We start from the raw sequence: 19,387 nt of genomic DNA on the forward strand, positions 1-19,387 counted from the left end.
TTTACCCAAACTTATGAGTGGCGAAATTGATGTTTCCGACGTAGACATTTAAGCCGCTAAATTATCATTTATCGCATTATTATTTGCGATTTTTTTATCCAAAGCACTCAAAATATCCGCAATGCGATGTTGCTCAATCAGGCTATGTTCCTCAATTATGTAATCCATAATAGCCGATTTATCGCCCCTCGGCATCTTTGTGCCTTTTGACGTAGCATTGGAATAATTAAAAAACGAATCGTCCGCTAAAACATAATATAAATATCTTGCGTCCACTCCCTCCTTCGCTCGAAAAACGAGCACGTCATTGGAACAACCGCCATTTGAATCAGCAAACCATATTTTCTTAAAGTATGGGCGTATATTAGAAACAAGCACATCGCCCACACAGTATCCTTGCGTATCTTCTATTGTCGGTAGCGTTGTTGCATTGACAACACCCCCACGATTTGGGAGCATATTCTCAGTAGAGATGTAATTAGCCTTGGTTAACGATTTAACAGCGACTTTCCCTTTCGCATAAAAACATATATTCGAGAGCTTAGATGTCATACCCAATCGCCCCCAATTTCTTGCGTATCTCGTCTTCGAGTTCGTGAGATTTGGCGAACATTTGCGAGAGTTCGGATGTAAGCCGTGTCATTTTTTCTTCGAACGGCTCCCCGTCGTCTTCTTGCTCCTCTATGCCCACATATCTGCCGGGCGTGAGTATGTAGTCTTGCTCGGCGATGTCGGCAGTGGTCTTTACCGCACAAAAACCTTTTACGTCTTCGAGCGTGCCGTTTTGAAACGCCTCGAACGTATCGGCGATTTTTTGAATATCCTCGTCGGTAAAGTCGCGGTGCTTACGGTCTACCATATACCCCATCTTCCGCGCATCGATGAACACCGTTTTTCCGCGCTGCTTTTTGCCCTTAGTAATAAACCAAAGTGTGACGGGTATGGTTACACTATAAAAGAGTTGCGTGGGCAATGCCACGATGCCTTCCACGAGGTCGGCGTTGATAATGTTTTTGCGAATCTCGCCCTCGCCGCTACTTTGCGACGAAAGAGCGCCGTTTGCAAGCACCAAGCCGAGTTTGCCATGGCTGTCGTGCAGGTGGTGAATCATATGCTGAATCCACGCAAAGTTAGCGTTCCCGGCGGGCGGTATTCCGTATTTCCACCGCTTATCGTCGCGGAGTTTATCGCCGCCCCAATTGGAGAGGTTGAATGGCGGATTTGCCATTATGAAATCGGCTTTCAGCGTAGGATGCAAATCGTTGAAGAACGTGTCTTGATGGTACGGTCCGAAGTCCGCGTCGATGCCGCGTATCGCCATATTCATCTTTGCCATTTTCCAAGTGTCGGAGTTCGACTCTTGCCCATACACAGCAAGGTTTCCGCGCTTGCCGCTGTGCGCTTGCAAGAATTTTGCCGATTGCACGAACATACCGCCCGATCCGCAGCACGGATCGTACACACGGCAGTTGTCGAACGGTTTTAATATAGCAACTATGGTTTTGACTATGCTCGACGGCGTGTAGAACTCACCGCCTTTTGTTCCCTCGTATGCGGCGAACTGTGCGATACAGTATTCATAAGTGCGACCGAGCAAGTCCTTGCTTTCGTCGGTATCGTCCATGTGGATATTATTTGTAAACAAATCGACGACATCGCCGAGAACGCGCTTGTCCAAATCGGGATTACCATAGTTCTTGGGCAACACGTTTTTCAGCTTTTTGTTTTCCGACTCTATTGCGGTCATAGCGTTATCGATGACCTTGCCTATTTCGGGCGTGTGCGCGGCGGCGGCTATCGTGCTCCACCGTGCCGCTTCGGGTACGAAAAAGATGTTTTCCGATTCGTAAGCGTCGCGGTCATCTTCAAAGCCTTCGCCTTCGGCGACAAGCGCATCGTATTTCTTTTCAAAGGCACACGAAATGTAGCGCAGGAATATGAGTCCTACGATTACCTTGCGGTATTCCGCTGCCGGGATATGCCCCCACAGCACACACGCCGCGTCCCATATCTCTTTTTCAAAGCCTATATTTGCATTGTTTTTGTCTGCCATATGTTCTCCTTTAATAGTCTGGCATAATGATTTTTTTAATAAGCAATTCTTGTATTGCCTTTTTTAGATTGCTTTTTGTGATTTTCAGTTCTTCCCCAGCCATCAATCTTTTTATAGGTGGGTAACCGCTTTGAGACTCCAACTGAGCTATTATGCTCCCTGCATCGCCCCTGTCAACGGTACTGTGCGGCACTGCGCCAAATAGCACAACACTATACATTGAGTTGTAACGCAGTTTTTTATAATCGAACTTTTGTGCCTTCTCGTAATCCAAACACGTTTCCACTCTTGACTTGCTTATTCCAGCGTCTTTACAAATTGCAAGTATTATGGATTCTTTTATTTCAGACGCGCCGATGATCACGATTTTTCCTGTTGCAAAACGCTCTACACTCTCTTTATGCTGAACGTATTCGCCTAAACCCCATTGAATAAGAAGATCGTCCAACTCATCTAACCGATTCGCCAAGAACACTCTCTTATGTATCTCATCAAGGATTTCATCTAATTCGTCTATTCCGCGCGCCATCAGTCGTTCCCTTCGGCCTTTGTAGAGAACACTGTTTTAAGTTCATTCTCTGCTTTTTCGATCTTGTGGCGGTATAATCTTATTTCATCCAATAACGCTTGACATCGAGCTGCAGTTGTTCTTTGTTCTTCCATTGGTATCAACGGAATTAATATCGTATTCAGTTGAGCTACCCCAATATTCGGAATCGTAGCACCAACCGTTATACGCTTTAATTGTGCGATTCCTTGTTCGCTATCCAAATATGCTTTCACATAATAGGGATTGACCTTATCGGTATCCAATTCGATCACATATAAGTTTCCATTCGCCAAAACCATTTTGTTCGGATCAGGCTCGGCTACTGCAACCTTAAACGGATAACCGTTTTTGGATATCAATATATTTCCGCTGTGAATGCAATACTTTTCAAATTTTGCGGGTATTTCTTTTAAGTACGGGAGTTCAGCGTCAACAAGACCGTTTTTTACGTTACCCAACATCATATATTGGAAGTCTGTTGGAATGGCTGACGATAATTCATCCAATTCGCTCGCCGAATAGGAAGCCCCTCTTGTTATGTTTCTTATTATCGTTTTGAACTCGACACCATCTTCAACCTCGACCATCATTTCCAAATATCTCGTCGGATCGAAGCAAAAATCGTTTTCGGCTATTTCCTCTATCGTTACAGTCCGAGATATGTCCGAATCCTCGTATAAAGCACGGCATATTCTTTCAACATTGTTATCCGTCAAAGAGTTATGCCGCCGCCCCTCCTCGTACTCATTGGATGCGTCGATAAACCGTATTTTATCATTTTGTCCGCCAAACACGACAAGCGCACAAGGTATTGCTGTCGTATTATATAATTTCGCGGGTAGCTTGATGATTGCCTTAATAATCCGTTGTTTAAGAAATTGCTTCCTTATCGGTGCGTCTATGGTGTTCCATAAGCCACCAAGCGTCATCGTAGTAACGCCCATTCCATCTTTTTTTAATGTTGAACAAAGCTGATAATTATAAATCCAATCCGCCGACGTCCCTTTGCTTAATTCAGGAAAGTCAATGGCAAATTTATTCAGTGTATATTCGTCTATGGTCCAACGTATTTTTTGCCCGAACGGATGATCCGAAAATACTTTATCAAATTCGCTCTCGTCAAAATTCGTATCCAGAGCATTCCCGATTTTGACATATATATTCTCACTCAACAAAGAAAGGCGTATTTTTGCTATAATGGCAACAGAACTGTTTATCTCAATTCCAAAAAAGTCCGCATTAGGCTGACGATCATACGCCATTGAAAGAAAAGTACCACTGCCCAAGCAATTATCAAGAACCTTTTCTCCCGGTTGAATGTCAAGTATTTTTGTGGCAAGCTTGCATATTCCAATAGGTGTCGAACACTCTTCTGGCATATTTTCATAGAAAGGTTTTGCCATATTGCCGAGAATAAACCCTTTTAATACTTCGCTTGCATATTGGTCAACTTTCTCAAATAGGCTTTGTTCTATCCCTTTAAGTTTATCATACACAAAGAAACGAATCTCTTCATCTGGTAGCAATTCGCATAAATCTAAAACGCTTTTTGTCGAGCCAAGATCACATCCGCTTTCTTTAATTTTCAATATAAAATAGGTTACCGCTATTGATTTTTCAAACGCAACAAAAAAAGCATCTTGCCTAAATTGCTCACCGAGCTCCCACTCCAATTTCATTACCTTGTCTTTGATATCCAATTGCCTGCCTCCGTTTTGGTTATCCATAACCAATAATAACTTTATTATACACCTCCCTTTATATCTTGTCAAGTGATTTTACACAGATTTTTGGTTTTTAATAACCAAAATTAAATTCTATCTTTAAGGTATCCGCCGCCGTTCTTATATTCCTTCAGCGATACCCATCCGTCAACAACCTCTTGTTGTATGGATTTCTTTGTCTTTCTATAATAGGCTTCATTGTGAGACGTAAGCAATACATCAACCTTGTCGAATGTATCGGTTGAAGCAAGTCTAAATAGTTCATCCATATCGACTGGTCCGCTCGGTGCGCTACAGTGATACTGCTTTTTAATGCCAAGGATTTTGGATTCCAAACAAACCTCGGCGGGCATTTCTATGGGATTATAATACAAAATTTTCATTGTGTTGTACCTACCATACTGATATTATAATTTTTTATAATAATCTTCAATTTTTGCCGCCATCAACTCTCTTCGTCTGGGCAAGAAATCTGTAATATAATTGCCATAATTCCAATCGACAATCTCCAGAGGAATGCAGTTCTCTTTGAGATTTTGGCGCAATTCTGTTTCTGTCATTGGTACGCCGAACACCGTGCTGCTCGTCCGCGCCGATTCAAATGCCTGCTTAAAGTATTGATTAGGCGCATCATCACCTATTGCTATATTTACAGGAGTGTCCAAGTAAGTGTAGTTTGCCACCTGATTATAAATTGTTTTTTGATCCAACTCATTCGTCTTGCGCAAATACGCCTTAGGGAAAATGTGATGCACATCGCTTGCCCCAAATAAATTCGCCACCGTCGATGTCGGCGAGAAAAGCCCTTTATCTCCGCTCACAATTTGCGCCGCAAAGTACGCCATCAATGCCGGGCTGTTAACCGAAGATGTATCCAACCTTTGCACAAGACCGACCTTCCAAAAAGTATCCGATAAATGTGCCGCTTCGATATCTCGCAAGCAAGCAACCACACCCTTCGCATTTATGTCGCGGATATCCTTGTCCATTGCTGTTTCCGCCGAACCCGAATAACGTCCCGTCAGTATAGACATAACGAACCATTTAGCAACATAGTGCTTGATTTGCGTTTTATCGACCTCACCCGTAAGCATAAGTTTTAAGTAAATGACATACGCAAAGTCGAGCGCACTTTGCGATGTTATCAGCCTTGAACTAATGAATCCCGCGCTCTTTATCGCCAACACAAATTGCTCGAAATAATACTCATGCATAAAATGCAAAATGCCTTCGGTGAGCTTATTAAACGATTCTTCGGCAATCTCTTCCTTGTAGTCCTTGGTTTCGAAATCCCTACCCGAAAGTAAGCTGACCAAGTCCTTCAGCTTACCTCTCGAAAACATATGTATGAAGGACACGCGTAGCATATCTTCATACGATGGATCGTATATGTCCGAATTGTCATCTTTAAGCCAAGACACCTTTTTGCCGAACTGCGAATTCATAAATTCCTTATCGCTTGTTTCGAGCGTATGATAAAAACTCGGCTCAGTGGCAAGATGGCAGAAATAGTCTATTGCTTTGCGGAGCATATTTCCGCCAAACTTTTCATCCGCCGCAATCTTAGACATTGCAAAGTCCGCTTGGCTTAATGTCGTGCCTTGCGAATTGATTCTTATGAACACATTGGTCACGATATCCGTGTCGAGATCGGATGCCAGCTCTATCACGCCTATATCTCTATTTTCGATACTCTTTACACGCTGCACTATCTCGTACATTTGCTTTTGCGTGATTTCGGGATTATCCGCGCAATACCTTTGCATAAACCCGAACATATCGAATTGCGTGTCAAAAAATATGGATATATCTTCTATCCATTTCTTGCTCTTGAGGTGCGAGCTGTCCTGCACTTCAAAGCATTCCTCGTCATCGGCGGCAAACGGATTGAACGCTATTTTTACCACCTTTTCTTTGTAACTGCTATCCAAAACCTTAAGACCGAGCAAAGAAGTCATCAATGCCGTTACCCTTTGCTGTCCATCGATGAGGACTTTCTTTCCTTTAGACAGCGTCCCGTCTTTGAGTTTTACGGACGGATTTTGGCTGATAATCAAATAACCGACCGGGAAGCCGCGATACAGCGAGTCGATTAAATCGCGTACCTGCTTGTTTTTCCATACAAAAGGGCGCTGTATTTCTGGTATGGCTATGTCCTTATTCTTCACATAGTTCAAAATTGTGCCGACGCTGTATTTATTGATTTCGTAGTTTTGCATCGCGTATCTCCTCGATGTGTTTTTCGATAATAATTATAACATATTTCGACTGTTTTTTCAATAGAATGCTATGCCCATTGTAAATAATCTTGCGACTCATTGTCATTTTTATATTTTACATTTTACGGTTTGAATCCCAATATCTCTTTTATTTCTTCCCATCGCGGATCGTCGTCAGGTATAAGCTGAGGTATTTCAAAGTCGTCCAAAAACCCTATCTGTTTTAATCTTTTGAATTTTTCTACTTCACTTTGATTTATTGTTGCCCACATATTTTGACCGTGAATTGCATTTATCTTAATGCATCCGTCCTGCCTATTTTGCAAACCTTCTTCCGTATTCAATTCCGCGTCTATAATTACGGCGCACTCTTTTGCGGCATCGCTTCCCATTGCTCGTATTTCCTCCGTGTCATTTAGAACTTTTCGCGGCGGCAATAATGTTGCATCCTTCGGCAACGGCTGTCCATACTTTGGATGCTTAATTCTATTTATTTGTTCTTCTATTTCTGGCGTGATGCCGTGTATCATACGGAAAAGTTTTTTATCGTGTGCTACAAAGTCAAGTGTAATTACATCAGGTAAGACAGCAGAACATAACTCACGAACACAAGTTATTTGCTTTTTCATTACTTCTGCCATTGCTTTCAAAGTTTCGTCCTCTTTGCTTCGATAGTCAATGTCTTTGTGCGCCGCATTTTTATCGCGCTCATAGTATATCGCGCGTACTATTTCATTTTTATCGCAAATAGTTTTCTTCTCACGCTTGGGGAATTGGGCATCCAAAACCACGCCACAGTTTATATAAAACCGCTGACGCAGTAATGACACTTCATCTCGCAAACCTATGTTTACCAATCGAGATTTATTTTCTTCTATAAATAAAATACTATCGACGCATTTCTTTGCATCGATTAGATACCGGGCGAGTTCCCACTTATTAAGTTTCTTGCTACTCTCTTCCATAACCTCCTACTCTTTGTCCTCTTCGATTTCTTCTTTATTGGGAATAAAATCGGAAACGTCTTCGACCTGTATGGTTTCGGTTTCTCCATACCATAAATCGTGCAAATAGAATTCACCCAAGAACGCGCCGCAATGTTCGCACACATTTACCAAGTGCGTTTCGCCCGTCGTACCGCTACGCCGCTCAGCGAGTATGACGCCTTTGTCGGCACATATCTTTATCATTCCGTCGCTGAATGCATCGGGCGGTATGGGACACCCGTCGATTAATCCGTACACGGTTTTCATCGGCTGATGACACTTCCAACAAGTTGTATTGTCGGCATAGCATATTTTAACATCGGGATGCGTCCGAGCATACTCGATTTCACGTTCGCCGATTTCCCTTAATTCCGCACTATTCAATTCTTTGCATATTGCCGCCAGTTGCTTTCTTGTCGGCAACCTTTCTCCACGCTCGAACGCTGCAATACTCCAACTCTCTATGTGAGTCCTTACCGCCAATTTCGAACGTGAGCTGCAATCTTTATTCTTTTTGCGAACATACATCATCGCCTCGCAAAAAGGCATTTCCATAATGTTTTTCATAGTCACCTCGCTTTTGCTTTATTTATCACTCTTTTTGCGATCCCGCATATTATCGTGACAAGCACAGTCGGCACACCGAGATATAACGCCATCATTCCTGTCGGCGTGAAATAGCTTGCCAATTTATTTAGCTGCACCGCGGCAGGCAGCATCGCATACACTGCGTCAAAAATGCCAAACAGCGTCTGGCAAAAGCCTTGCCAAAATATCGTTAATATTTCGATGAAAAGCATCTTACCCCTCTAATCGGCGAGCAGTATCTCGTAGCCTTCGCTTGCAAGATGTTCGCACCAATCGCTGAATTCGGGCAAGTCTTTTTTGTTCCACTCGAATTCGATTTTTGCGACGCCCGATTCAGTTACAAGTTTCCACTTACTTTGCAGTTCGCGCATCGCGTACTCAACCCCGTCTTTGCGAGCTGTGCCGCGATTGCTCTTTTGTATTCCTTTTGCCGTATATGTAATTGTTTCCATTGGTTTTTCTCCTTATATTGCCCCTTCATATCGAGGGCGAAATTTGTAATGCATTACCGCCTCCACAAGTTCGGTTGCGGCTTTACCCAATTCTGTTTTAATTAAAATATTAATGCGGTATGTGTTTTTCTCCACCCACTCACGAGAGTTGTCACGGCATATCCCATATTGGCTCATCGTTGAGTCAGCCGCAAGCGATTTCGATAGAGTGCTTTTAGCATTGAATCCATAATGATGCGATGTATATCGTGCCTTTGACTTAGCGTTTGCCTTACCAATTTTCAACCATTCTCCGTTATAGGCAAACATATACACCGCCGCATAGCCTTTCGGCAGGTTCTTTGGCTTTGCGTGAGGACACCCCAAATCCTCGATATAATAGTCTGATGCAGTAATGGGCTGCCCCAATCGAGCAGAGATTTCTTCGATATAACGCATCATATCTTCTATTTCGGTCACACATATTTTGGTATCCATATAATTCACCTTTGCTCACTTGTATTGCCCTGCGGTTTCCGCCAAAAAGTCATTTACCTGATTTACCACAGACTGCGGAGCTGTGACTTTGAGCATATCCCCAAACGAACAGCACCATCCGAGAAACCTATTGCTGACTTGCACGTCGGCTGAAAATATCACCGTATTCCCTTCGCCATACGCTATATGTACGTCTTTCCCGAATTTGTCGAAAATATGGTCTACAAGCGTTTTATCGGCTTGAAAGGATACTCTTGCGTCTTCCCCGCTGAACATCTCAAACAATGCCCTTTTATGGCGTGACGAGTCAAATTTCTTTGACTCTTCCGTTTCGTTTATCGGCGCGAGTTCGATTCTCATATCATCCATTCGATCAATTCGATAATGCCCAATATTTCCGTGTTTATCGTCATAGCACATAAGGTAGTAGTTGTCGTTCGAAAATACGGTTGAAAGCGGATTGACAATATACCGCCGCCTATCTTTTCGATATGCCCGTTGGTGATATATATCGTAATCGAAATATAAAAATGAGATTTGCCGTCTTTGCTCTATCGCGTTGGCAATCTTGTCCACGATATAGTATATCTGCTCATTATCGCTTTTTGGTATATGAAACTCGACGGTGTTCTTTTGTAGAACTTCCGCTTTCTTATCCCCGGCAAGCTGTGCGATTTTCCCTACCAATTCCTTTGTCTTTTTATCGGTGATAAAACTCGCCGCTTGTACCGCGTCCATTAAGATTTGCAATTCGGGTATGTCGAAACTACGATCGGCAACATAATATTCGTTGCTAATCTTGCGCGTATGCATTATCTCGTATCCGTGGGCATTCAGCAATGCTATATCGGCATAAAGCGTTTTACGAGTACACGGATATCCGCTTTCTTTTAACTTCTCACGGAGCGCTTCCGTTCCCATCGGATGATCTTCGTCCGTTTCGCGGCGGAGGATTTCCCATATTTTCAGCGGCCGTAATTTTTTATCTTTTTCCATGATGCACATACCAATGTTTCCGCCGACTCATCACTTGCAAGTTACTCGGCCTATTATTGCGCTTATTTCCGTCGCGGTGATGTACCACTTCGTTCGAACGCAACGGTCTACCTATTTTCCTGCTTGCGACATCGCGGTGTACGGCTACATACCCGTCGCTTCGCGCTTCGGGACTGTTCGGCTTATATTCTTGCTTATAGCCTTCTTTCGTGTAGTATGACCTGTGTCTTTTGGCAAACATATCGAGAGTACCTCCTTTATAGATTTTTACTTTTTAAGTATAGCATTTTTTGTTGGAATTGTAAAGAATTAGGTGTGTCATTTTTGTTACACCTTTGCGCATAGCATAAGTGGCAGTCGAATTGCTTCGTGCTGCCACCGTTGTTCTATTCGTTCTTTCCGAGTTCTACCGCTTTATCCAAGCTGTAGATTATCGCTTGTTCTTCGGGAACATAGACCCCCGTCATTCTCCGCGATTTTTCGTCGCTCCATCCCATAAGACGGCGAATAGCCGCGTGTGCCGCTTTGTGCGCTACGCTTATCGCAAACTGTCTTTCGTTCGGATTGTCTTTGCAGTGGAACTCGACCGCATTCTCATCGTCCGCATTACAAGCCAAGATAGCCACCTGCTTGGTTTTGTCGTTGACGAGAAATTGAATGTATTTCGGCATTTCCAATTCTCTTGCGGTATCGCCGTTGAATTTGAAATACTTACTGGTGATAGTCATTGTGGATGCGCTACTGCATCCCAATACCGATATGCTTTTGAAACCTTTCAATGCCATAATTGTTTTCTCCTATTTTTTGATTATTATTTTGGCTGTTTGTTGTTCGATATCGATAGAATCGGCATTTGCGGGAATAGGCATAAATCCCTGTAGCCGTCCTTTCTTTATCTGTTTGAGCTTCACTTTCTTTGTAGCACGCTTTTTGGTATAGTTACGATTTCCTCCGCCACGGAAAATTGCTTGCACTTTATCGAATAGATGCCGCGACACTATCGGCGGATGATAATCTTTTATTAGGTATTGGTCGACTATCCCGTCGTTCTTTGCGACTTTATGGTTGAATAAATCGACCGATACCGTTTTTTGCATTCGCATATCGCCGCAGTATTTTTCGTTGTGTAGCATTCCCGTTACCGTACCTGCCGACCATACGCCTTTGCCCTTAGGCGTAGGTATTTTGGCTTTTGTCAACATCCTTGCGATTTCGCTCGCACTTTGTCCGTCCGCGTATGCCCGAAAAATTCCTCTCACGATCTCGGCTTCCTTTTCCACGATTACGATGTTCCCATCGCTATCCGTGTCATATCCCAAGACCGCCCACATATTGTTTACGGGGATACCTTTCTTGAATCGTTTTTGGTACGACCATTTCAAACTATTGGATTTTTGCGCCGACTCTTCCTGCGCTACTGCCGATAATACGGTCAAAATCATTTCGCTGGTCGAGTCCAAAGTATTGATATTTTCCGTTTCAAAGAATACGCCGACAGGCGGTTTCATTTGTTTTAATTCACGAACATACGCAATACAATCGAGAATATTACGAGCAAAGCGGCTAATCGATTTCGTTATAATCAAGTCGATTTTGCCCGCCTTGCAATCGTCAATCATTTCAAGGAAGCGCTTCCGATTCCGAACGGATGTACCGCTGATTCCCTCGTCGGCATAGACTTTGTGCAGTATCCAATTTTTGTGACCGAGTATAAATTCGGTATAATGTTGTACCTGTAATTCGTAACTCGATTGTTGAGATTCTTCATCCGTGCTGACGCGGCAATACGCGCATACATTCCATTTCCTATTCGGATCATCTTTCGTTCTCTCATCCCTTGCCGGGATTACTTCAACATTGACTTCGTTGCTTTTCTCGTATGCCTTGCGAATTCTTTCCGCAGATGCTGACTTCTTTTTACCCTTTTTATTGTTCATTTCATCACCCCCTTTATCACCCAAGATTTGACTTGACGGTCCGAGCGAATTAGAGAGTAACTATATTATACTCTTTTATCGCATAATAAGCCACCGCTGATTATATGTTATTCAAATCTTGTCGGGGGATAGATTTAGTAGTGACAAGCAAGAGTGTGTTTGACAAAAAATTTTACCGTTTTTCAAATAAAAAATGACCGAGAGTTGCATATTTTTTACTCTCGGTCATTCGGATTTCGTTCGGCGGCTGAATTTCGGGCAAAAACGCCCCGAAAATGCCCCGAAAACGTGAAAATCGGTCTGAAAGTCAGAAGACTTTTAGACCGACACACTTGTGTGTGTTGTACAAAATAACACTTTTCGGCGGTATTTTAGTATGTCAGTTGTACAAAAAAACACTTTTTCAAAAGCTGAAACAAGAATTTACTCATGCGCAATAATAAACTTTGCTCTCTCGTATAATTCGTCATAACATAAAATTTCGATATTACGCAAATTTCTCCTATATAACTCAAATGTACGAAGCTTGACTGCTCGCTCTTTATCCGAACCGTCAATATTATCTAAATTTCCAATAATGAGAATACACTCGGGATCATGAGTGGGCTGCGTTATCCTATTACCGCTTTCATCATAATTTTCCCCATGCGATTTCAATTCCCACTCAGCTTTTTGCGCCAATATTTGACTGACGGCATTTGTCAATTCATCGGATAATTGCCAAGCGCCATTCCTATACTTATCGCTACCAAACAACGGCGTATCCGGGCGCTTTAGTTCAACCAATTTTGTGAATTTATCTGTCATCAAAAAATCATCGATTACCGCACCCTGTCCCGATAAATCAGTATCGGATACATGAGCTTCTCGTTGTAAAATCTTTAAGTATTTATACTTTAAGCCATAGCCGAATATCCAATCATTGTTTTCAAAAAACTCTTGCCATTTCGGTTCGGGAACTCCACTTTGTAACATTTGCTCGAATTTGCTTAATGCTTCTTTTCTTCCAAGTATAACATCTATATCCGATTTAGATAAATTTTCTTTAAGAAATTTTCTTATAACCTCTTTGGCATCCGATTTATTAATTTGACGTAATAATGACAAAATTTCTTGTTCCGACTCTTGTGTGCGACAATATGCACCAGTTCTTTCTATAGAAGAGTCCTTAAGAAATGGATATGTATCTAAAAAATTGTAAAGCCTACAAAAATCGTCCCTCGTTAAATCTAACATATTTGTATTTCCGTCCGAAATGATTCCAATATGATATGCTATATCATTTGTGGACTTATCCGCTTCATTAAGTTGAGCTATTGAAAAAATCAGCTCAATCCCATTTTGCCTAATGGAAACGGTATGTTTTATGCTCATGCCATCACCTTTTCCAAAACGACTTGATATCTGTCTGATTCTTCATTATATTTTTCTGCTACTTCAAAACTCGGTTCATCTTCCAGTACTTTAACGTATGTAATTTGGTTGAATTTAAATTGTCTCCAATTAGGCAATACACCACTATCACTTACGCCGCTAACTTGCCAAATATCAACATAAATTGGCACCGTTCCGTCCTTGTTCTTTTTCATATACAAAATATGCGGATTGCCTACGCGCTTACCTTCAACGTTACCTAAATATTCAAATTCTATAGGTTTGCGATTTTTTATAGCCTTTTCTAATTCCTGCCTAATGTCCATAGTGTATACCTCACAGCGTATTTTCTTGTAATATTTTGAGTTTTATAACTCGATTCGACTTAATATATGTTTAACTTGCTTGCACTTTATAAAACACACATACAAATTAACGATTCCTTGAACAAGCAAGGAACGCTAACAGCCTTTTCGCTTGTGCTAACAATAATTCCGCATTATCCCCAAATAATTCATCAGCCCAAATTTTATCCACTTCCCGTATCTCTGGAGATTTTAGGTTAAGAAATTTTATAGAAGACTTTTTAACTTTCAGCATTTCTACTGTATGTGTAGAAATATTGCTCAGGTTAGGAATCCACGTTGCACCTATGTCTGTAACTTCCATTTTGCGCATCCCCTCTTGATCTTTTGATGACACTTCGCATATTAGTTGGTAGAAAATAGTTGACATCCAAGTCGAGAGCAGAAGAGCCGTATCTTCAGATGGAGTAGTACACACAACGAAATTTGTTGAGACAAAAACCGCACTTTCGGACAAATATATTTTGCCCTCTTTCCTTATTGCTCGAGGAATCAAAACTGAGTTTTTCTTAAATACATTCCTGCTTTCCCTATTTAAAAGTTGTTTTAACTGTTCAGCTGTTTTGTCTTTTCGCTGTTGCTTGCTTTCTCTACCCGGGAGATTCAAATAAGTTACGACTATGCTTTCCAATAAATCCGCATCGATATGTGAACTATCTAAAAATTGCGAATCTCCATTTCCCACACAAAATGTACCTAGCTTAGCATTACGCATCCCAACCTTCAAATTACTGAGCTGCGTGGCATACTGTTCTAGCAACTCACAACTTGAACTAATAAACATTAAATCACTACCACCACTGTTACCTGCCCCACCACGCTTTATTTCAAAAGAAAATTTATCCAGTCGTTCAAACACCTTGGAGTTCTCAAATTGTTCTTTTACAAAAGTAACAGCTTCAACCATTTCGCTGTTTAAAGCGCGCCACCCATCGTTTATGGAATCAATAAATTCTGATTTTGAAATAATTCTTCCAACAACACCCGGCATTTGGGACGCAAAAACAGAAGAATATTCGTCGTTTAACATTTGTTCAAATCGATGAGAATCAAGATTAGGGATGTTTTCGTAGCTTGAAAGAATCTTTATAGTTTCCGATGGCTGCAGTGCCTTTCCGACAAGAACGCATGTGTCTTTTGTAACATCATCAAATATCCCAGTGCCTGGATATGTAAAAATAGTATTTAGGCCTAAATTTTCAATTATCAATTTTCTAATAATGCGAGCTTCCGTTCCTCTGGCAAGCAAATGAGTTTTAGGAAAAACACAAGCAATAGTTGTTCCCGGATTGACCAATAACGTAATCAACTCTAGAAATACTGCTTCAAGAGGCATTTGCCCCACATTAGTTTTAATGTCGCCATGGGCTAACGATTTTATTGCCCGGTAAAATTCTTCCTTTCTTGTCACACAATTAATACCCGCTACAAAAGGCGGATTCATAATTAAAATTTTAACATCGCAAAAAAAATCTCTAGTCAAATCCACAACATTGTAATTGTAAATAGCTGGTGAGTTCTGCTTATTAACCGTTATAGCAAAATTCAAGCCCAATCTTAAAGATAACAATTCCAATAATTTAGAATTATAGTCATTTGCGATAATCTGCTTAGGTGTAAGATGTAAAATTTCTATTGCCGAACTTATCAAATTCCCGCTTCCCGCCGCTGGATCACATACAAGATCGGTTTCAGAAAGCTCTCCACAAGAATGTTTTGCTAAAACCGCAACTAACCTGCCTAACTCCAAATCCGTGGGAACTTCACCATCATGCTCATGCCCAAATGATACAATTTGATGTAGAATCGCAGATAAAGAATCCCCTGAAACGTTCTGATTGCCCAAATCATATAGATTCGAGAGCATTGAATTAGTAATATTATGCTGCGGTTCAAATTCACTTTCAGAATAATTAAAAATATCCTTAAAATTTACCGCTGCCGCTTCTTCACAAATTTTGGGCACATCGTTACCAAAAATTCTGATATCATGAAGAACATTACGATGTAAAAATGTAAATGCGCCCCTTATATATTCATATAATAATACCGCTAAATGACTTTTCCATTGCTTCGAGTTGCTTTTAATTTGTTCCATATGAGTCGCAAACTCCTCAAGTGTAACAGAATACTCGAATTTGTTATTGAAGAAATCCGCAAGTAAATCACTAAAAAACTCTGATAGATTGTTGGTAAAGCTTTCCTCGGTGCTTGCTGAAAAATCATCAATATGGAACAATCCAGGTTTTAGCATTTGCTGAAATACACGAGGTCTTGTAGAATCATATCTAAAAGAAAAAGCATATTCAAGATTAGTAAGAATATAAAAAGGTTCCTCATTAGTATTAGCATTCATTTGAACATAAGAGAGTGCCTGATACTGATATCTGGCACTATGGATGTCCGCTGGGGTTCTTTTTACTTCGATTACACAAAAATATTTACCTGTCACAATATTTTGTATAACAAAATCCATCTCCAATGTTCCTGTGTATTGGTGATGCAGAACTCTATATTGAGCATTTTTACCCAACAATACTAACGCCCTGTTTAATGCCGTTTCACAAACTGGATGGAAATTAGCGACTTCGGAATCAGAATAAGTAATCCACATATGCCCTCCTAGGCAAGGTGCTTTTTTAATTCACGAGCAATCATTTTTGCTAACAACGGAGGAACTGCATTCCCTACAATAAGGCTTTTTCCTTGTTTGCTTGAAGAAACCAAAACATAATTATCTGGAAATGATTGTAATCTCAACGCTTCGCGTATTGTTATCAATCTATCATACTGATAGTGAATATTGCAACCCACATTGGGTCTATTGAAATATGTGTTAATTGTGTAAGCGGGCGAATCGGGGAATAGCCTTCCATAACATGTAGTATGCCCACCACTTTGTTGTAGCCTTTTTATCCTTTTGGAATCAACTGTAGAAGGTATATCCATATAATTACCGCCAGGTTTAACGTGCTTAATTATAAATTCATCAAGTTGACTCATTTTAGGAACAACATGCTCTGTAACACCAGTACAGCTATCTCGCATCATAAGCTGATACTCATTTGAAGGCTCGATATTATATGGAATTTTTTCATTCTCATTTGCTGTCGCTGCAGGCAAATCACCTAAAGCCTCATGCACACTTACATATTTGGGCAATAGTTTCCCGTCTTCGCTATGCGTAGGGAGCGGGAAAGCAAATTTCATATTATTTTTCAACCCGACCAAAAGAACTCGACGTCTCCTTTGAGGTACACCGTAATCTGCCGCATTTACAATTTGTTTTTCTAAATGGTAACCAATACTTTCAAATGTTTCTATCAGCTTATCAATAATTTTTTCTTTCTTTGAATTGCGTGCGGAAAGTAACCCAGTCACATTTTCAAATACGAATGCCTTGGGTTGCAAATGCTTGATAATTTCAATATACTTCCATACCAATTGTCCACGAGCATCTTCTGTATGACGTTTGCCAGCCAACGAAAACGACTGGCAAGGAGGGCCTCCTATTACTACATCAGCTTGAGGAATCGATTTAACATCTATTGAATTAATATCCTCACAAATAATATGATTGCCTATGTTTGTTTTATAAGTATCAACAGCATTCTGGTTATTGTCTATTGCCCAGATAATATCATATCCTTCGGATTTAAATCCTAAATCCAATCCGCCGCCACCAGAGAATATACTTACTACTTTAATCATAATTTTTATCCTCTAATCTTTCTTTTTTCAATGCACTGTACTGTTCTAAAATGTCCTTGTATCCTATTAAAGAATATTGGGATATCAATTGAGTTATAGAGTTTACTATTTCCAGGTCATTCGTTGCAATTAACTGCATTGACAAATTTTCAAGTTGATAAATAGCATTATCATCAAAACAACTTATATCCGGGAAATTAATTCTTTCCAGGTCATATCGCTGAATTTTTAATAATCCCGCACCGTAACGCTTTCCATAGCATTCTAACTGATAAAATGTATAATAATTATTTAAAAGCGCAAATAAAAGTAGCCCACTTATCTTTGGTTTGACTATATAAAAATTATCACGGACTTGATAAGATGAATTGTTATAAATGAACCTAATTTCATTTCTTATGAAGTAGCTAAATATAATCCCTTCGTTTTGTATTAGCCTTAATCTATACCAAGCTTTTTTATCGAGAATTTTATTATATAGCGTTTTGGGTGATTGAGTATTAATGATTTTTTCTTCCCATGAATTTAAATACTCTAATATAGAATTAGGCACATCTTGATTTAAAGTTAATAAATAGTCTAATTTGACATCTTTAGTGCTAAACCCTTTGATAGATTTGGGGCTAGTGATAATCGGCGTCAAACATGATGGTTCATTACATGTTAAAGCGGGATTTATGAATATCGCGTTACAGCCTGTTGTCAAACCCCTTTTAGCAGTTGCAACTTTAAAGAACGGCAAATTGAATCCTAAATCCATTTCGTGAATTAATTTTTTTTTCACTAACTTTTGGCCATCAAAAAATAGATTTTGTATGATTGGTTCTGCACATATCTTTTCTTTTTTTATTTTTAAAATTAGCACATCTACCAAAGCGTTCTTTTCAAAAACTTTTCCTGTTATATTTATTTGTTGCAATATACTACATTCAGCCCCTATTAACTCTCTAAATTTGACACCATTTCTTGCTTTTAACCATGTATTAGGGAAAATAACAATAAGTTCTCCTCCTTCACGCAAAATAGTAATGGCTTTTAAAATAAAGTACATATAGAGATTTGCATTTTGGGGTAGTTCACTAAAAATAATATTATTTCTTAACTTATTTTTAGTGACTCCTAATGGACTAAGTCCATCTATTTTCTCTTGCCGTATATACGGCGGGTTCATTATAATACCATCAAAATGATTTAGCTGTGAACTTAGGAAATCTTCATTATAAAGCTTACATTTTTTAAATTTTGATAAAACCTCATCACATAAAGTTGAATCAATTTCATACCCTGTTACATTCTTAAACCCCAGACTGTCTAAAGCTTCTAAAAAGACACCTGTACCAAAGCATGGATCCAACATTGTCGCGTTTGCATCCAATGTAAAAAGCGATGCCATAAATCTTGCTATATTCCTATTTGTAAAAACTTGACCAAGATCCATATCGCTTATGGTAAATACCGCATCCATTTTTTTAACCTCATATTTAATATATCAAAAAAATACATTATTGTCAAGACAACTGCTATTCGATTACCTCAATGCGCATAAATACATTAGACATATTTCAACTTCGAAACAGTTCAAATCCGCCCAGGCGAGATTTTTTGCCCAACTGAGTTAGAAGTGTGTTGTACAAAAAAACACTTTTGTTTTTGGCAATAAAAATTGACTGTACGAACACTCAATTCGAATATTAGTCCACGCCTAAGGGCAAATTTTAGGGCAAAAATACGATATTTTACCCCAAAATATGAAAAAAGTTGGTCGATATGATAATGACATATCGACCAACTGGTTTGGCGCTCCTTGGCAGACTCGAACTGTCGACACTGCGGTTAACAGCCGCATGCTCTACCGACTGAGCTAAAGGAGCTTACTTTGTTTTACGCAAAGACAACAGCGAAGAAGGCGGAGGAGGGAAACTGAATAGAAAAACAAAAACAAAGCAAACGTAAAT

At 40.1% G+C, this 19,387-nt stretch carries 20 protein-coding genes and 1 tRNA gene; all 21 read right to left on the reverse strand.

What is annotated here, in order from left to right; genetic code table 11:
* Positions 1–48: 48 nt before the first annotated feature.
* Positions 49–552: a restriction endonuclease subunit S gene (locus tag NFR55_RS09885; RefSeq protein WP_251548616.1), complete on the reverse strand. Its 504-nt coding sequence runs from the start codon at positions 550–552 to the stop codon at positions 49–51.
* A complete protein-coding gene (locus NFR55_RS09890) occupies positions 542–2,053 on the reverse strand; it encodes a type I restriction-modification system subunit M (protein WP_251548618.1) in 1,512 nt (503 codons plus the stop codon). The genes NFR55_RS09885 and NFR55_RS09890 overlap by 11 nt, the downstream gene beginning before the upstream one ends.
* 10 nt (positions 2,054–2,063) lie before the next feature.
* Entirely contained in the window at positions 2,064–2,582 is a 519-nt protein-coding gene (locus tag NFR55_RS09895) for a hypothetical protein (protein ID WP_251548621.1), read from the reverse strand.
* Positions 2,582–4,303, reverse strand: a complete 1,722-nt coding sequence (locus NFR55_RS09900) for an N-6 DNA methylase (RefSeq protein WP_251548623.1) — start codon at positions 4,301–4,303, stop codon at positions 2,582–2,584. Before NFR55_RS09900 ends, NFR55_RS09895 begins: the two co-directional genes overlap by 1 nt.
* Before the next feature lie 110 nt (positions 4,304–4,413).
* The gene (locus NFR55_RS09905; RefSeq protein WP_251548625.1) at positions 4,414–4,710 is read right to left on the reverse strand and encodes a hypothetical protein; all 297 of its coding nucleotides are present in this window, start codon (positions 4,708–4,710) and stop codon (positions 4,414–4,416) included.
* A 24-nt stretch (positions 4,711–4,734) separates the two neighbouring features.
* Positions 4,735–6,546, reverse strand: coding sequence for a GmrSD restriction endonuclease domain-containing protein (locus NFR55_RS09910; RefSeq protein WP_251548627.1), 1,812 nt, complete (start codon positions 6,544–6,546; stop codon positions 4,735–4,737).
* 122 nt (positions 6,547–6,668) lie between these two features.
* Complete coding sequence (locus tag NFR55_RS09915; RefSeq protein WP_251548629.1) at positions 6,669–7,511, reverse strand: hypothetical protein; 843 nt, start codon at positions 7,509–7,511, stop codon at positions 6,669–6,671.
* A 6-nt stretch (positions 7,512–7,517) separates the two neighbouring features.
* Positions 7,518–8,099, reverse strand: coding sequence for a helix-turn-helix domain-containing protein (locus tag NFR55_RS09920; RefSeq protein WP_251548631.1), 582 nt, complete (start codon positions 8,097–8,099; stop codon positions 7,518–7,520).
* A gap of 2 nt (positions 8,100–8,101) precedes the next feature.
* Complete coding sequence (locus tag NFR55_RS09925; protein WP_251548633.1) at positions 8,102–8,332, reverse strand: hypothetical protein; 231 nt, start codon at positions 8,330–8,332, stop codon at positions 8,102–8,104.
* A 9-nt stretch (positions 8,333–8,341) separates the two neighbouring features.
* Positions 8,342–8,572 carry a hypothetical protein gene (locus tag NFR55_RS09930; protein WP_251548636.1) on the reverse strand — a complete coding sequence of 77 codons (231 nt, stop codon included), beginning with the start codon at positions 8,570–8,572 and terminating at the stop codon, positions 8,342–8,344.
* Between the two features lie 12 nt (positions 8,573–8,584).
* A complete protein-coding gene (locus NFR55_RS09935; protein ID WP_251548638.1) occupies positions 8,585–9,049 on the reverse strand; it encodes a hypothetical protein in 465 nt (154 codons plus the stop codon).
* 15 nt (positions 9,050–9,064) lie between these two features.
* The gene (locus NFR55_RS09940) at positions 9,065–10,045 is read right to left on the reverse strand and encodes a helix-turn-helix transcriptional regulator (protein ID WP_251548640.1); all 981 of its coding nucleotides are present in this window, start codon (positions 10,043–10,045) and stop codon (positions 9,065–9,067) included.
* A complete protein-coding gene (locus tag NFR55_RS10605) occupies positions 10,032–10,286 on the reverse strand; it encodes an HNH endonuclease (protein WP_251548643.1) in 255 nt (84 codons plus the stop codon). The genes NFR55_RS09940 and NFR55_RS10605 overlap by 14 nt, the downstream gene beginning before the upstream one ends.
* Before the next feature lie 145 nt (positions 10,287–10,431).
* On the reverse strand, positions 10,432–10,830 hold the full coding sequence (locus NFR55_RS09950) for a hypothetical protein (RefSeq protein ID WP_251548645.1): 399 nt from the start codon (positions 10,828–10,830) through the stop codon (positions 10,432–10,434).
* Positions 10,831–10,842: 12 nt separating this feature from the next.
* Positions 10,843–11,982, reverse strand: coding sequence for a recombinase family protein (locus tag NFR55_RS09955; RefSeq protein ID WP_251548648.1), 1,140 nt, complete (start codon positions 11,980–11,982; stop codon positions 10,843–10,845).
* 423 nt (positions 11,983–12,405) lie between these two features.
* Positions 12,406–13,356 (reverse strand): Shedu immune nuclease family protein, encoded by a 951-nt coding sequence (locus NFR55_RS09960; protein WP_251548651.1) that lies wholly within the window; start codon positions 13,354–13,356, stop codon positions 12,406–12,408.
* A complete protein-coding gene (locus NFR55_RS09965) occupies positions 13,353–13,682 on the reverse strand; it encodes a hypothetical protein (RefSeq protein ID WP_251548653.1) in 330 nt (109 codons plus the stop codon). The genes NFR55_RS09960 and NFR55_RS09965 overlap by 4 nt, the downstream gene beginning before the upstream one ends.
* Positions 13,683–13,788: 106 nt before the next feature.
* Positions 13,789–16,335 (reverse strand): BpuSI family type II restriction endonuclease, encoded by a 2,547-nt coding sequence (locus NFR55_RS09970; protein ID WP_251548655.1) that lies wholly within the window; start codon positions 16,333–16,335, stop codon positions 13,789–13,791.
* A gap of 8 nt (positions 16,336–16,343) precedes the next feature.
* Entirely contained in the window at positions 16,344–17,432 is a 1,089-nt protein-coding gene (locus tag NFR55_RS09975) for a DNA cytosine methyltransferase (RefSeq protein WP_251183184.1), read from the reverse strand.
* Positions 17,425–18,897, reverse strand: coding sequence for an Eco57I restriction-modification methylase domain-containing protein (locus tag NFR55_RS09980; RefSeq protein ID WP_251183183.1), 1,473 nt, complete (start codon positions 18,895–18,897; stop codon positions 17,425–17,427). Before NFR55_RS09980 ends, NFR55_RS09975 begins: the two co-directional genes overlap by 8 nt.
* A gap of 330 nt (positions 18,898–19,227) precedes the next feature.
* Positions 19,228–19,303 (reverse strand) — tRNA-Asn (locus NFR55_RS09985).
* Positions 19,304–19,387: the final 84 nt, after the last annotated feature.

Source organism: Pumilibacter intestinalis (assembly GCF_943193005.1).
GTDB lineage: Bacteria > Bacillota > Clostridia > Christensenellales > Pumilibacteraceae > Pumilibacter > Pumilibacter intestinalis.

Bases quoted from the DNA above. Each gene is read 5' to 3' on its own strand.
- NFR55_RS09970 (WP_251548655.1), bottom strand. From the start codon at position 16,335: ATGTGGATTACTTATTCTGATTCCGAAGTCGCTAATTTCCATCCAGTT.
- NFR55_RS10605 (WP_251548643.1), bottom strand. From the start codon at position 10,286: ATGTTTGCCAAAAGACACAGGTCATACTACACGAAAGAAGGCTATAAG.
- NFR55_RS09925 (WP_251548633.1), bottom strand. From the start codon at position 8,332: ATGCTTTTCATCGAAATATTAACGATATTTTGGCAAGGCTTTTGCCAG.
- NFR55_RS09955 (WP_251548648.1), bottom strand. From the start codon at position 11,982: ATGAACAATAAAAAGGGTAAAAAGAAGTCAGCATCTGCGGAAAGAATT.
- NFR55_RS09975 (WP_251183184.1), bottom strand. From the start codon at position 17,432: ATGATTAAAGTAGTAAGTATATTCTCTGGTGGCGGCGGATTGGATTTA.
- NFR55_RS09920 (WP_251548631.1), bottom strand. From the start codon at position 8,099: ATGAAAAACATTATGGAAATGCCTTTTTGCGAGGCGATGATGTATGTT.
- NFR55_RS09950 (WP_251548645.1), bottom strand. From the start codon at position 10,830: ATGGCATTGAAAGGTTTCAAAAGCATATCGGTATTGGGATGCAGTAGC.
- NFR55_RS09890 (WP_251548618.1), bottom strand. From the start codon at position 2,053: ATGGCAGACAAAAACAATGCAAATATAGGCTTTGAAAAAGAGATATGG.
- NFR55_RS09910 (WP_251548627.1), bottom strand. From the start codon at position 6,546: ATGCAAAACTACGAAATCAATAAATACAGCGTCGGCACAATTTTGAAC.
- NFR55_RS09905 (WP_251548625.1), bottom strand. From the start codon at position 4,710: ATGAAAATTTTGTATTATAATCCCATAGAAATGCCCGCCGAGGTTTGT.
- NFR55_RS09980 (WP_251183183.1), bottom strand. From the start codon at position 18,897: ATGGATGCGGTATTTACCATAAGCGATATGGATCTTGGTCAAGTTTTT.
- NFR55_RS09940 (WP_251548640.1), bottom strand. From the start codon at position 10,045: ATGGAAAAAGATAAAAAATTACGGCCGCTGAAAATATGGGAAATCCTC.
- NFR55_RS09960 (WP_251548651.1), bottom strand. From the start codon at position 13,356: ATGAGCATAAAACATACCGTTTCCATTAGGCAAAATGGGATTGAGCTG.
- NFR55_RS09965 (WP_251548653.1), bottom strand. From the start codon at position 13,682: ATGGACATTAGGCAGGAATTAGAAAAGGCTATAAAAAATCGCAAACCT.
- NFR55_RS09930 (WP_251548636.1), bottom strand. From the start codon at position 8,572: ATGGAAACAATTACATATACGGCAAAAGGAATACAAAAGAGCAATCGC.
- NFR55_RS09915 (WP_251548629.1), bottom strand. From the start codon at position 7,511: ATGGAAGAGAGTAGCAAGAAACTTAATAAGTGGGAACTCGCCCGGTAT.
- NFR55_RS09935 (WP_251548638.1), bottom strand. From the start codon at position 9,049: ATGGATACCAAAATATGTGTGACCGAAATAGAAGATATGATGCGTTAT.
- NFR55_RS09895 (WP_251548621.1), bottom strand. From the start codon at position 2,582: ATGGCGCGCGGAATAGACGAATTAGATGAAATCCTTGATGAGATACAT.
- NFR55_RS09885 (WP_251548616.1), bottom strand. From the start codon at position 552: ATGACATCTAAGCTCTCGAATATATGTTTTTATGCGAAAGGGAAAGTC.